Raw genomic sequence first — 13,872 nt, 5'->3', positions numbered from 1 at the left:
GTGGCGCGATGGGGTGGTTTCCGATGGAAGAGACTACGGGATGTCCCGCAGTCACTCCCCGCGGGTCTTCTTGATGATCTCCTCGGCAACGGCCTTGGGGACCTCTGCGTAGGAGTCGAACTCCATGGAGAAGCTCGCGCGACCCTGCGTCTTGGAGCGCAGGTCGCCGACGTAGCCGAACATCTCGGACAGCGGGACGAGGCCCTTGACGACCTTGGCACCGCTGATGTCCTCCATGCCCTGGATCTGGCCACGGCGGGAGTTGATGTCACCGATGACCTCGCCCATGTAGTCCTCGGGCGTACGGACCTCGACGGCCATCATCGGCTCGAGCAGGACCGGGTCCGCCTTCTTGATGGCCTCCTTGAGCACCATCGAGCCGGCGATCTTGAACGCCATCTCCGAGGAGTCGACGTCGTGGTAGGCGCCGTCGTTGAGCGTCGCACGGATACCCACGAGCGGGTAGCCGGCGAGCACGCCGTACTGCATGGCGTCCTGGATACCAGCGTCCACCGACGGGATGTACTCACGCGGGACACGGCCACCGGTGACGCCGTTGACGAACTCGTACATCGAGCCGTCCTCGGTCTCGCCCAGCGGCTCGAAGCTGACCTGGACCTTGGCGAACTGGCCAGAGCCACCGGTCTGCTTCTTGTGCGTGTAGTCGTACTTGAGGACGGGACGACGGATCGTCTCGCGGTAGGCCACCTGCGGCTTGCCGACGTTGGCCTCGACCTTGAACTCGCGCTTCATGCGGTCGACGAGGATGTCGAGGTGCAGCTCGCCCATGCCGGCGATGATCGTCTGGCCGGTGTCCTCGTCGTGGTGGACCTGGAAGGTCGGGTCCTCGGCCGAGAGCTTCTGGATGGCCGTGCCGAGCTTCTCCTGGTCACCCTTGGTCTTGGGCTCGATGGCGACCTGGATCACCGGGTCGGGGAAGGTCATCGACTCGAGCACGATCTGCTCGTTGATGTCCGACAGGGTGTCGCCGGTCGTCGTGTCCTTGAGGCCGATGGCCGCGTAGATGTGGCCGGCCATGGCCTCCTCGACGGGGTTCTCCTTGTTGGCGTGCATCTGGAAGAGCTTCCCGATGCGCTCCTTGCGGCCCTTGGTCGAGTTGATGACGCTCGTGCCCGAGCTGATGTGGCCCGAGTAGACGCGGATGAAGGTCAGCGTGCCGAAGAACGGGTGCGTGGCGACCTTGAAGGCGAGAGCCGAGAACGGCTCGTCCTTGCTGGGTGCACGCGTCAACTCGACGGTCTCGTCGCCGGGCTTGTGGCCGATCATCGGGGGCACGTCGAGCGGCGACGGGAGGTAGTCGACGACGGCGTCGAGCATGGGCTGCACGCCGCGGTTCTTGAAGGCGGAGCCACAGAACACCGGGTAGAGCTCGGAGTTGACCGTGAGCTTGCGGATGCCGCCCTTGATCTCCTCCGGGGTCAGCTCCTCGCCACCGAGGTACTTCTCCATGAGCTCGTCGTCGGACTCGGCGACGCGCTCGACGAGTGCCATGCGGTACTCCTCGGCCTTGGCCTGCAGGTCCGCCGGGATCTCGGCGATCTCGTACTTGGCACCCATGGTCACGTCGCCCTTGGCGTCGCCGGGCCACACGAGGGCACGCATGTAGACGAGGTCGATGACACCGAGGAAGTCGTTCTCGGCACCGATCGGGAGCTGCATGACGAGCGGCTCCGCGCCGAGGCGGTCCTTGATCGTCTGCACGGTGAAGTAGAAGTCCGCGCCGAGCTTGTCCATCTTGTTGACGAAGCAGATGCGCGGCACGTCGTACTTGTCGGCCTGACGCCACACCGTCTCGGACTGGGGCTCGACGCCCTCCTTGCCATCGAACACGGCAACGGCACCGTCGAGGACGCGCAGCGAGCGCTCCACCTCGACCGTGAAGTCGACGTGCCCGGGGGTGTCGATGATGTTGACCTGGGTGCCTTCCCAGAAGGAGGTCACGGCGGCAGACGTGATCGTGATGCCGCGCTCCTTCTCCTGCTCCATCCAGTCGGTCGTCGACGCACCGTCGTGGGTCTCACCGATCTTGTGGTTGACACCGGTGTAGAAGAGGATGCGCTCCGTCACCGTGGTCTTGCCAGCGTCGATGTGCGCCATGATGCCGATGTTGCGGACCTTCTTGAGGTCCGTCAGGACGTCGAGTGCCACGTCAGGTTTCTCGTCTCATTCGTCGTGTAGTGAATCTAGGGGCGCCGGGGGCCGCGTCTCGTGACGGGCGGGCGCGTGCCCGGTCGGTATGCCGTGGAGCGAGCTCCCCGGCATACCGACCGGACCGCTGGGTCACCAGCGGTAGTGCGCGAAGGCCTTGTTGGACTCGGCCATCTTGTGGGTGTCCTCGCGGCGCTTGACAGCGGCACCGAGGCCGTTGCTCGCGTCGAGGATCTCGTTCATGAGGCGCTCGGTCATCGTCTTCTCGCGACGCTGCCGCGAGTAGCCGACGAGCCAGCGCAGGGCGAGCGTGGTCGAGCGGTTGGGCTTGACCTCGATCGGCACCTGGTAGGTCGCGCCACCGACGCGACGGCTCTTGACCTCCATGGCCGGCTTGACGTTGTCGAGCGCACGCTTGAGCGTGGCGACGGGGTCGGTGCCGGTCTTCTGGCGGCAGCCCTCGAGGGCGCCGTAGACGATCGTCTCGGCGATCGACTTCTTGCCGTCGAGGAGGATCTTGTTGACGAGCTGCGTGACGAGCGGGCTGGAGTAGACCGGGTCGACGACGAGCGGGCGCTTCGGAGCGGGTCCCTTACGAGGCATCAGCTCTTCTCCTTCTTCGCGCCGTAACGGCTACGAGCCTGCTTGCGGTTCTTGACACCCTGGGTGTCGAGCGTGCCGCGGACGATCTTGTAACGCACACCCGGGAGGTCCTTCACACGACCACCGCGCACGAGCACGATCGAGTGCTCCTGCAGGTTGTGGCCGACGCCGGGGATGTAGGCCGTGACCTCGATGCCGCTGGAGAGGCGCACGCGGGCGACCTTCCGAAGGGCAGAGTTCGGCTTCTTGGGGGTGGTGGTGTACACGCGGGTGCACACACCGCGGCGCTGGGGCGAACCCTTGAGCGCCGGGGTCTTGGCCTTGCTGGCCTTGTCCTGGCGGCCCTTGCGGACCAGCTGGTTGATGGTAGGCAACCTGGTTACTCCATAACGTTGCTCGTGGTCAGGCGTCCGGCAGGACGCTCCTTGGCTGTTCGGCTCCTCGACCCCCGAGGTCGGGCGTGTCGGAACCGGTTCTTTCCCCTGCACTCCCCTGCTGTGCCGGCTGCCGGAAGGCGGTCGGTCGACAAGGTTGCCCGGCGAAAGGTGTGCTCTGGACCGCAGTGATGTCTCGTCCGCGAGGAGCGGGCGGACAGGGCACCGAGGCCGTCATCGCGCATGCCTGAATGCGTGTCTCAGACACAGTGTTCAAGCGTACCGGGGCGCGGCACGCCGACCAAATCGGTGAGACCGGCCCTGACGGGGCTGATGAGGTATGCCGGGGGCCGTGACCCGCGGCCGGCCCCCTCAGCCGAGCCGCCAGTCCCCGGCATACATGTGCAGCACCGGCACGCCGAGCGTCTCGCGCGCCTTGGAGGCCCAGTCCGTGTGGAAGGTGTCCTCGACCGCGTGGGGCTCGGTGACGACGACGACCTCGGAGGCGCCGAGGCGCGTGACCTCCTCGCGGAGGGTCGGCAGGGGGTCGTCGCCGGTGATCTCCCCCGTTGCCACCACCGCGTGCGCCTCGAGCTCGGCCAGGGTCGTCGCGAGGGCGGTGTGCGCGTCGGCGTGCGCCTCCGTGCGGTCGACCGGCTTCAGCGCGTCGAGCGCCTCGCGCATCTCGAAGAGGCTGAGGTGGTCGAGGAACTCGGAGAGCATGTTGCGGTCGGTGTCGGCGGGGACGAGCACCCGGTACGTCGGGGCCTCGTCCTGGTGCAGGGCGATGATCTTGTCGACGTCGACCGGCTTGAGCGCCTCCTCGGTGAGCACGATGATCGCCGGCGCGGGCCCGCCGTCGACCTGCTCGCCCTGGCCGGACGTGCCGCTCTGGCCGGACGTGCCGCTCTGGCCGCTCTGGTGGGTCGGCTCGCTCGACTCCCTCGGCGCGGCGGTCAGGTCGTCGCGCTCGGGCGCGGTGGGCACGTCGGCCGTGGGCTCGGTCATGTCCCCCACCCTATCGAGGCGCGCAGACGTCCCGGAACGCCGCTGGGCCGGCTCCCCCGAAGGGAAGCCGGCCCAGCGGCATACGGCAGAACCGGTCAGAACTGGTCGAGACCGAGGGCCTCGTCGTCCAGACGGATGGCCTCGCCGGTGCCCGAGCCGAAGCCTGCGTAGTCGTAGGCGTCGTAGCTCGGCAGCGAGTACATCGCGGCCTTGGCCTCCTCGGTGGGCTCGACCTTGACGTTCCGGTAGCGGGGCAGGCCCGTGCCGGCAGGGATGAGCTTTCCGAGGATGACGTTCTCCTTGAGGCCGAGCAGCGGGTCGGACTTGGCCTCCATGGCGGCCTGCGTGAGCACGCGGGTCGTCTCCTGGAAGGACGCGGCCGACAGCCACGACTCGGTCGCGAGCGAGGCCTTGGTGATGCCCATGAGCTCGGGACGACCGGCAGCCGGACGGCCACCCTCGGCCATGACGCGACGGTTCTCGTCCTCGAAGCGACCACGCTCGGCGAGCTCGCCGGGCAGCAGGTCGGCGTCGCCGGCCTCGATGATCGTCACGCGACGCAGCATCTGGCGCACGATGACCTCGATGTGCTTGTCGTGGATCGACACACCCTGCTGGCGGTAGACCCGCTGCACCTCGTCGACGAGGTGCTTCTGGGCCGCGCGCGGGCCGAGGATGCGAAGGACCTGCTTGGGGTCGATCGCGCCCTGGACCAGCTTGGTGCCGACCTCGACGTGGTCACCGTCGGCGACGACGAGGCGCGAGCGCTTGCTCACCGGGTAGGCGTGCTGCTCGGAGCCGTCGTCCGGCGTGAGCAGGATGCGACGCGCCTTGTCGGTGTCCTCGATCTCGACGCGACCGGTGGCCTCGGCGATCGGGGCGACACCCTTGGGGGTGCGCGCCTCGAACAGCTCGACGACACGCGGCAGACCCTGGGTGATGTCGTCGGCCGCAGCCGCACCACCCGTGTGGAAGGTACGCATCGTCAGCTGCGTGCCGGGCTCACCGATCGACTGGGCCGCGATGATGCCGACGGCCTCGCCGATGTCGACGAGCTTGCCCGTGGCGAGCGAACGGCCGTAGCAGGCGGCACAGGTGCCGACCTTGCTGTCGCAGGTGAGGACCGAACGGATCCGCACCTCGTCGACACCGGCCGCGTAGAGCGCGTCGATGACGACGTCACCGAGGTCGATGCCGGCGACGGCGAGGGTCTCGCCGTCGACGACGACGTCCTCGGCCAGCGTGCGGGCGTAGACCGAGGCCTCGACGACCTCGCTCGGCGCACGCGTGCCCGTGGTCTCGTTGACCTGGGCGATCGGCAGCTTGAGGCCACGCTCGGTGCCGCAGTCGTCCTCACGGATGATGACGTCCTGCGACACGTCGACGAGACGACGCGTCAGGTAGCCCGAGTCGGCGGTACGAAGCGCCGTGTCGGCCAGACCCTTACGGGCACCGTGCGTCGAGATGAAGAACTCGAGCACCGTGAGGCCCTCACGGAAGTTCGCCTTGATCGGGCGCGGGATGATCTCGCCCTTCGGGTTGGCCATCAGGCCTCGCATGCCGGCGATCTGACGGATCTGGAACCAGTTACCACCAGCACCCGAGGACACCATCCGGTAGATGGGGTTCGTGCGCGGGAAGTTGGTCTCCATCTCCTTGGCGACCTGGTTGGACGCCTGGGTCCAGATCTCGACGAGCTCCTGACGACGCTCGTCGTCGGTGATGAGACCGCGCTCGTACTGCGTCTGGACCTTGGCGGCCTTGGTCTCGTAGCCCTCGAGGATGTTCGTCTTGTTGTCCGGCGTCGTGACGTCGGAGATCGCGACGGTGCAGCCCGAGCGGGTGGACCAGTGGAAACCGGCCTCCTTCAGGGCGTCGAGGGAGGCAGCGACCTGGACCTTGGAGTAGCGCTCCGCGAGGTCGTTGACGATCGCCGAGAGGCGCTTGCGGTCGACCGGGCGGTTCTCGAACGGGTAGTCGAGCGGCAGCGTGTCGTTGAAGATCGCGCGGCCGAGCGTCGTCTCGAGCGTGATGCTCTTGACGATGCCGTCCTCGGCGGCCTCGACACCCTCGGGCAGCTCGAAGCCGGCCGGGGGCACCGCGTCCGTCAGGCGCAGCTTGATCGCCGAGCCGAGCAGGATCTCGCCACGGTCGAAGGCCATGCGGGCCTCGGACGGGGACGAGAACGCGCGACCTGCACCCGGGCCGCCACCGTCGACGGCGTCGGTCAGGTGGTAGATGCCGGTGATCATGTCCTGGGTCGGCATGGTCACGGGGCGACCGTCCGCCGGCTTGAGGATGTTGTTGCTCGACAGCATGAGGATGCGGGCCTCGGCCTGCGCCTCCGCCGACAGCGGCACGTGGACGGCCATCTGGTCACCGTCGAAGTCGGCGTTGAAGGCCGAGCAGACGAGCGGGTGGATCTGGATGGCCTTGCCCTCGACGAGCTGCGGCTCGAACGCCTGGATGCCGAGACGGTGCAGCGTGGGCGCACGGTTGAGCAGCACCGGGTGCTCCGTGATGACCTCTTCGAGGACGTCCCACACGACCGGGCGGGCACGCTCGACCATGCGCTTGGCCGACTTGATGTTCTGCGCGTGGTCGAGGTCGACCAGGCGCTTCATCACGAACGGCTTGAACAGCTCGAGCGCCATCTGCTTGGGCAGACCGCACTGGTGCAGCTTCAGCTGCGGGCCGACGACGATGACCGAACGGCCGGAGTAGTCGACGCGCTTGCCGAGCAGGTTCTGGCGGAAACGACCCTGCTTGCCCTTGAGCATGTCGGACAGCGACTTGAGCGGACGGTTGCCGGGGCCCGTGACCGGGCGACCGCGACGGCCGTTGTCGAAGAGGCTGTCGACGGCCTCCTGGAGCATGCGCTTCTCGTTGTTGACGATGATCTCGGGGGCACCGAGGTCGAGGAGGCGCTTCAGGCGGTTGTTGCGGTTGATGACGCGACGGTAGAGGTCGTTGAGGTCCGACGTCGCGAAGCGGCCACCGTCGAGCTGCACCATGGGGCGCAGGTCCGGCGGGATGACCGGGATCGCGTCGAGGACCATGCCCGACGGGTGGTTCGTCGTCATCTGGAAGGCGTTGACGACCTTGAGGCGCTTGATGGCGCGGGTCTTCTTCTGGCCCTTGCCGGTGGCGATGATCTCCTGGAGGAGGTCCGCCTCGGCGTCGAGGTCGAAGGACTCGAGGCGCTTCTGGATCGCCGCGGCGCCCATGCCGCCCTCGAAGTACAGACCGAAGCGGTCACGCATCTCGCGGTAGAGGATCTCGTCGCCCTCGAGGTCCTGGACCTTGAGGTTCTTGAACCGGTCCCAGACCTGCTCGAGGCGCTCGACCTGCTGGTCGGCACGCTTGCGGATGTTGTTCATCTCGCGCTCGGCCTGGTCGCGGACCTTGCGCTTCGCGTCGGCCTTGGCACCCTCGGCCTCGAGCTCGGCGACGTTGCGCTCGAGCAGCTGCGCGCGGGACTCGACGTCGGCGTCGCGGCGGTTCTCGATCTCCTTCTTCTCGACCTGGATCTGCGCCTCGAGCGACGGCAGGTCAGCGTGACGCTGGTCCTCGTCGACGGACGTGATCATGTAGGCCGCGAAGTAGATGACCTTCTCGAGGTCCTTCGGGGCAAGGTCGAGCAGGTAGCCGAGGCGGCTCGGCACACCCTTGAAGTACCAGATGTGGGTGACGGGGGCGGCGAGCTCGATGTGGCCCATCCGCTCACGGCGCACCTTGGCGCGCGTGACCTCGACGCCACAGCGCTCACAGATGATGCCCTTGAAGCGGACACGCTTGTACTTGCCGCAGTTGCACTCCCAGTCCCGGGTGGGGCCGAAGATGCGCTCGCAGAACAGGCCCTCCTTCTCGGGCTTGAGCGTGCGGTAGTTGATGGTCTCGGGCTTCTTGACCTCGCCGTGGCTCCACTGGCGGATGGATTCCGCGGTGGCGAGGCCGATGCGCAGCTCGTCGAAGAAGTTGACGTCGAGCACGTGGTTCCTTCTCTCGTAACTCTCGTTAAGTCTTTGGTCTGAGTGGTCTGGGTCCGTATGCCGTGTGCCCGTTACCGGGCAACGCGGGCTTTCCGGGGGGGACCCGGGGGGCGAAGCCCCCCGGGCGTTGGCCTTCTCAGACCTCTTCGACGCTGGACGGCTCACGCCGGCTCAGGTCGATGCCGAGCTCCTCCGCTGCGCGGAAGACCTCTTCGTCGGACTCCTTCATCTCGATCGTCGTGCCGTCGCTGCTCAGGACCTCGACGTTGAGACACAGGGACTGCATCTCCTTGAGGAGGACCTTGAACGACTCCGGGATGCCCGAGTCGGGGATGTTCTCGCCCTTGACGATGGCCTCGTAGACCTTCACGCGGCCGGGAACGTCGTCCGACTTGATCGTCAGCAGCTCCTGGAGCGTGTAGGCGGCGCCGTACGCCTCGAGGGCCCAGACCTCCATCTCACCGAAGCGCTGGCCACCGAACTGGGCCTTACCGCCGAGCGGCTGCTGGGTGATCATCGAGTAGGGGCCCGTCGAGCGAGCGTGGATCTTGTCGTCGACGAGGTGGTGGAGCTTGAGGATGTACATGTAGCCGACCGCGACGGGCTCCGGGAACGGCTCGCCGGAGCGGCCGTCGAAGAGGCGCGTCTTGCCCGAGGCGTCGATGAGGCGAACCCCGTCGCGCGTCTTGAGCGTCGAGTCGAGCAGACCCGTGACGACGTCCTCGGAGGCACCGTCGAAGACCGGCGTCGCCACGCGCGTGCCCGCAGGGGCCTCGTGCGCGTCGGGCGCGATCTCCTTGGCCCACTCCGGGCTGCCCTCGATCTTCCAGCCGCGCGAGGCGGCCCAGCCGAGGTGCAGCTCGAGGATCTGGCCGAGGTTCATACGACGCGGCACACCGTGCGGGTTGAGCACGACGTCGACCGGCGTGCCGTCCTCGAGGAAGGGCATGTCCTCGACCGGGAGGATCTTGGAGATGACGCCCTTGTTGCCGTGGCGGCCGGCGAGCTTGTCACCGTCGGTGATCTTGCGCTTGTTGGCCACGTAGACGCGGACGAGCTGGTTGACACCGGGCGGCAGGTCGTCGCCCATGTCGGCCCGGAACTCCTTGACACCGATGACCGTGCCGGTCTCGCCGTGGGGCACCTTGAGGCTCGTGTCACGGACCTCGCGCGCCTTCTCACCGAAGATGGCGCGCAGCAGGCGCTCCTCCGGCGTCAGCTCGGTCTCACCCTTGGGCGTGACCTTGCCGACGAGCAGGTCGCCGTCGCGGACCTCGGCGCCGACGCGGATGATGCCGCGCTCGTCGAGGTCGGCCAGGACCTCCTCGGAGACGTTCGGGATGTCCCGGGTGATCTCCTCGGGGCCGAGCTTGGTGTCACGGGCGTCGACCTCGTGCTCCTCGATGTGGATCGAGGAGAGGACGTCGTCCTGGACCAGGCGCTGGCTGAGGATGATCGCGTCCTCGTAGTTGTGGCCCTCCCACGACATGAACGCGACGAGCAGGTTGCGTCCGAGCGCCATCTCGCCACCCTCGGTCGCGGGACCGTCGGCGATGACGCCGCCGGCCTCGAGACGGTCGCCCTCGTTGACGACGACGACCTGGTTGTAGCTCGTGCCCTGGTTGGAGCGCGCGAACTTGGCGATGCGGTACGTCTGGTAGGTGCCGTCGTCGTTGGCGACGGTGACGAGGTCAGCCGACACCTCCTGCACGACACCGGCCTTCTCGGCGCGGACGACGTCGCCCGAGTCGAGGGCGGCGCGGAACTCCATGCCGGTGCCGACGATGGGCGCCTCGCTCTTGACGAGCGGGACGGCCTGACGCTGCATGTTCGCGCCCATGAGGGCACGGTTGGCGTCGTCGTGCTCGAGGAACGGGATCATCGCGGTCGCGGCGGACACCATCTGGCGCGGCGAGACGTCCATGTAGTCGACCTCGTCGCCGGGGACGAGCTCGACCTCTCCACCCTTGGTGCGCACGAGCACGCGGTCCTCGGTGAAGTTGTTCTGCTTGTCGAGCGGCGCGTTGGCCTGGGCGACGACGTAGCGGTCCTCCTCGTCGGCGGACAGGTAGTCGATCTCGTCGGTGACGTGACCGTCACGCACCTTGCGGTACGGCGTCTCGATGAAGCCGAACGCGTTGATGCGACCGTAGGACGCGAGCGAGCCGATGAGGCCGATGTTCGGGCCTTCCGGGGTCTCGATCGGGCACATGCGGCCGTAGTGCGACGGGTGGACGTCACGGACCTCCATCTGGGCGCGGTCACGGGAGATACCACCCGGGCCGAGCGCGGACAGACGACGCTTGTGCGTCAGACCCGCGAGCGGGTTGTTCTGGTCCATGAACTGCGAGAGCTGCGACGTGCCGAAGAACTCCTTGATCGAGGCCACCACGGGGCGGATGTTGATCAGGGTCTGCGGCGTGATCGCCTCGACGTCCTGCGTGGTCATGCGCTCGCGGACGACGCGCTCCATGCGGGACAGGCCGGTGCGGACCTGGTTCTGGATGAGCTCGCCGACGGAGCGCAGGCGACGGTTGCCGAAGTGGTCGATGTCGTCGACCTCGACGCGCACGTCGATCTCGTCGCCGTTCTTGACGCCCTTCATCGAGTCCTGGCCGTCGTGCAGCGTGACGATGAACTTGATCGTCTTGACGATGTCGTCGATCGACAGGGTCGAGTCGTTGATCGAGGCGTCGAGACCGAGCTTCTTGTTCACCTTGTAGCGGCCGACCTTGGCGAGGTCGTAGCGCTTGCCGTTGAAGTAGAGGTTGTCGAGCAGCGTCTGCGCGGCCTCCTTGGTCGGCGGCTCGCCCGGGCGCAGCTTGCGGTAGATGTCGAGCAGGGCGTCGTCCTGGCCCTGGGTGTGGTCCTTCTCCAGGGTGAGGCGCATCGACTCGAACTCGCCGAACTCCTCGAGGATCTGGGCCTCGGTCCAGCCGAGGGCCTTGAGGAGCACGGTGACCGACTGCTTGCGCTTGCGGTCGACGCGGACGCCGACCATGTCGCGCTTGTCGATCTCGAACTCGAGCCAGGCACCGCGGCTCGGGATGATCTTGGCGGTGTAGATGTCCTTGTCGGACGTCTTGTCGGGCGTGCGCTCGAAGTACACGCCCGGGCTGCGGACGAGCTGCGAGACGACGACACGCTCGGTGCCGTTGATGATGAAGGTGCCGCGCTCGGTCATGAGCGGGAAGTCGCCCATGAAGACCGTCTGGCTCTTGATCTCGCCCGTCTGGGCGTTCATGAACTCGGCGGTCACGAAGAGCGGCGCGTCGTACGTCTGGTCGCGCTCCTTGCACGACTCGATCGTCTTGCGGGTCTCCTCGAAGCGGTGGTCGCGGAACGACAGCGACATCGAGCCGCTGAAGTCCTCGATCGGGGAGATCTCCTCGAAGATCTCCTCGAGCCCGGACCGGTCCGGGACGTCGGTGCGTCCCTCGGCCTTGGCCGCGGCGACGCGAGCCTGCCAGCGCTCGTTGCCGAGCAGCCAGTCAAAGCTCTCCGTCTGAAGCGCCAGGAGGTCGGGGACCTCGAGTGGTTCGCGAATCTTCGCGAAGGACAGACGCCCCGAAGGGGTCTGTGCGGTGGACATGTTCGTCGCAGTACGCGAGGCAGCCAAGGAGGGTCCTTCCACGGGCCTTTTTCGAATCTTCAGATCCGCGTTGCCGCATGGCTCCGCTCGCGGGTCCCGAGGTCATGCCGAATGCCGTGAGGCAATGGGGAGTGGCCTGACCGAGGTCGCGAAGGATGGGCATGGGCAGCGCAAAGGCCTAGCCTACCCACAAAGGGCAGGAGTGTCCAGCCGGGTCAAGGAGCGGAGGTCGTCCGACGAGGGGCCACCCGGTCTCGAAACGACCGACTGCCCTCGACGTGACCTGCCACGCCCCCTGGACCGGGAGCTCGCGATGCGAACGCGACGAATATGGCCCTCCGCGGGGCTGGCGTCAAGACCCACCCCTGTGCAGGCGCGTCGCCGCGCCCCGGCGCGGCCGGGGTCGGAGCCCGCTGACCTGCAGGAACACGCCCGGTGGACGCGCTGTTCCGGGGGCAGCGGCACGGCGCCGTCCTAGCATGAGGCACGCCAGCGATCCGTTGACGACTCCTTCCGAGAGGGAAGCCATGTCCGATCCCAACCCGCCCGAGCAACCGTCCTTCAACCGCCCGGTCGGTGGCGACCCGACCACCCCGCTGCCGAGCAACCAGCCAATGGCACCCGCTCCCGGTGCAGGCAGCACCCCTCCCCCACCGCCGCGGGTCCCGGTGGCCCCGCCCGCCGGGTCCGGCGGCATGTCGAGCCTGCCCGACCCCGCGAGGGAGGGGGCCGGCTTCTTCGCCGCACTCTTCGACTTCAGCTTCACCAACTTCGTCACGCCGATCCTCGTGCGCTTCGTCTACGTGCTCGCGACGGTCGCCCTCGCTGTGACCTGGCTCATCTTCGTCATCGCCGGCTTCGCGAACAGTCTCGGCGCGGGCCTCGGCGCCCTCATCCTCGGGCCGGTCTTCGTCGTGATCTACCTCGCCGTCATCCGGATGACCCTCGAGTTCTACCTCTCGGTGGTGCGCATGAGCGAGGACATCCACAAGCGCCTCCCCCAGGCCTGACCGGCCACCCCCGTCCCGATCGAAGGAGCAGTTCGTCCGGGCCTTGACGGCTTCGGACGAACTGCTCCTTCGATCAGAGGGCGGGCTGCTGCTGGGTGATGCAGTGGATGCCTCCGCCGCGGTCGAAGAGCGGACGCGCATCGACACCGACCACGCGGCGCCCCGGGTATGCCTCGCCGAGAATGCCCAGGGACGCGTCGTCCTGCTCGTCACCGAACGAGCACGCGATGACGCCGTCGTTGACGACGAGGTGGTTGATGTAGGACCAGTCGACCGGACCCTCTGCGTCGGCGAGGGTCCGCGGCGCCGGGACGCCGACGACCTCGAAGCGCTCGCCCCGAGCGTCGCGGGCGTTCTCGAGGAGCTCACGCAGCTCGCGAGAGACGGCATGGTCGGGGTGCGACGGGTCCCGCTGCTCGTGGAGCAGCACGACGCCGGGGCTCGCGATCGTCGCCACGATGTCGACGTGACCGCGGGTGCCGAACTCGTCGTAGTCGCGGGTCAGACCCCGTGGCAGCCACACGCACGACGTGACGCCGATGGTGCGGGCGAGCTCTGCCTCGACGTCCGCTCGGGTCAGTCCCGGGTTGCGACCCGGGTCGAGCTGCACCGTCTCGGTGAGCAGCACGGTGCCCAGCCCGTCGACGTGGATGCCGCCCCCCTCGTTCACGAGCGACGAGCCGATGACCTCGGCGCCGCTCAGGCCGCCGACGAGGGCGCCGATGCGCGCGTCGTGCTCCCAGGCGGCCCACGACTGGGCGCCCCAACCGTTGAACACCCAGTCGACCGCTCCCAGGCGCGTGCCGTCCGCCGACCGGACGAAGGTCGGGCCGATGTCACGCATCCACGCGTCGTCCAGGGCGGCCGGCACGAGCTCGACGTCCGGGTGCAGGTGCTCCTGGGCGACGGCGACGTCTCCGGGGACGACGACCATGCGGACCGGCTCGAACTGCACGACCGCGTTCGCGACAGCGGCCCAGGTGCGACGAGCGGTGGCCACCTCGTCCGGGGTGTCACCGAGCGTGTAGCCCTGGCTGGGCCACGCCATCCACGTGCACTCGTGGCGATCGGTCTCCGACGGCATACGCCAGCCGGCCGGGCCGGCCGCGTCCCCCGGTGCCGAG

General features: G+C 67.8%; 8 protein-coding genes. 1 reads left to right on the top strand and 7 read right to left on the bottom strand.

The genetic code is table 11. The features are described from left to right. Positions 1 to 51: 51 nt before the first annotated feature. From fusA to rpoB, 6 genes are all read right to left on the bottom strand, one after another. Positions 52 to 2,169: an elongation factor G gene (gene fusA / locus AB4030_RS13180; protein WP_442279673.1), complete on the bottom strand. Its 2,118-nt coding sequence runs from the start codon at positions 2,167 to 2,169 to the stop codon at positions 52 to 54. Between the two features lie 132 nt (positions 2,170 to 2,301). Beyond that, the gene (gene rpsG, locus AB4030_RS13175; RefSeq protein ID WP_030194180.1) at positions 2,302 to 2,772 is read right to left on the bottom strand and encodes a 30S ribosomal protein S7; all 471 of its coding nucleotides are present in this window, start codon (positions 2,770 to 2,772) and stop codon (positions 2,302 to 2,304) included. After that, the gene (gene rpsL, locus AB4030_RS13170) at positions 2,772 to 3,146 is read right to left on the bottom strand and encodes a 30S ribosomal protein S12 (protein ID WP_020143255.1); all 375 of its coding nucleotides are present in this window, start codon (positions 3,144 to 3,146) and stop codon (positions 2,772 to 2,774) included. The genes rpsG and rpsL overlap by 1 nt, the downstream gene beginning before the upstream one ends. Positions 3,147 to 3,518: 372 nt before the next feature. After that, positions 3,519 to 4,154, bottom strand: coding sequence for a hypothetical protein (locus AB4030_RS13165; RefSeq protein ID WP_442279672.1), 636 nt, complete (start codon positions 4,152 to 4,154; stop codon positions 3,519 to 3,521). A gap of 95 nt (positions 4,155 to 4,249) precedes the next feature. Further along, positions 4,250 to 8,146, bottom strand: coding sequence for a DNA-directed RNA polymerase subunit beta' (locus AB4030_RS13160; RefSeq protein WP_442279671.1), 3,897 nt, complete (start codon positions 8,144 to 8,146; stop codon positions 4,250 to 4,252). Between the two features lie 136 nt (positions 8,147 to 8,282). Then, positions 8,283 to 11,765 carry a DNA-directed RNA polymerase subunit beta gene (rpoB, locus tag AB4030_RS13155; protein ID WP_442279670.1) on the bottom strand — a complete coding sequence of 1,161 codons (3,483 nt, stop codon included), beginning with the start codon at positions 11,763 to 11,765 and terminating at the stop codon, positions 8,283 to 8,285. Between the two features lie 500 nt (positions 11,766 to 12,265). Between rpoB and AB4030_RS13150 the strand changes: the two genes are divergently transcribed. Continuing rightward, positions 12,266 to 12,748 carry a DUF4282 domain-containing protein gene (locus tag AB4030_RS13150; protein ID WP_442279669.1) on the top strand — a complete coding sequence of 161 codons (483 nt, stop codon included), beginning with the start codon at positions 12,266 to 12,268 and terminating at the stop codon, positions 12,746 to 12,748. A gap of 73 nt (positions 12,749 to 12,821) precedes the next feature. Here AB4030_RS13150 and AB4030_RS13145 read toward each other — a convergent pair whose 3' ends face one another. Next, complete coding sequence (locus tag AB4030_RS13145) at positions 12,822 to 13,832, bottom strand: agmatine deiminase family protein (protein WP_442279704.1); 1,011 nt, start codon at positions 13,830 to 13,832, stop codon at positions 12,822 to 12,824. Positions 13,833 to 13,872: the final 40 nt, after the last annotated feature.

The sequence above is a fragment of the Terrabacter sp. 2YAF2 genome, from assembly GCF_052114705.1.
GTDB lineage: Bacteria > Actinomycetota > Actinomycetes > Actinomycetales > Dermatophilaceae > Terrabacter.
Note: the sequence above shows the minus strand (reverse complement) of the source record. Positions and strands in the feature narration are given on the sequence as shown.

Excerpts from the sequence above, each read along its gene's own strand:
- rpsG (WP_030194180.1), bottom strand. The coding sequence starts at position 2,772 with ATGCCTCGTAAGGGACCCGCTCCGAAGCGCCCGCTCGTCGTCGACCCG.
- AB4030_RS13165 (WP_442279672.1), bottom strand. The coding sequence starts at position 4,154 with ATGACCGAGCCCACGGCCGACGTGCCCACCGCGCCCGAGCGCGACGAC.
- AB4030_RS13150 (WP_442279669.1), top strand. The coding sequence starts at position 12,266 with ATGTCCGATCCCAACCCGCCCGAGCAACCGTCCTTCAACCGCCCGGTC.
- AB4030_RS13145 (WP_442279704.1), bottom strand. The coding sequence starts at position 13,832 with ATGCCGTCGGAGACCGATCGCCACGAGTGCACGTGGATGGCGTGGCCC.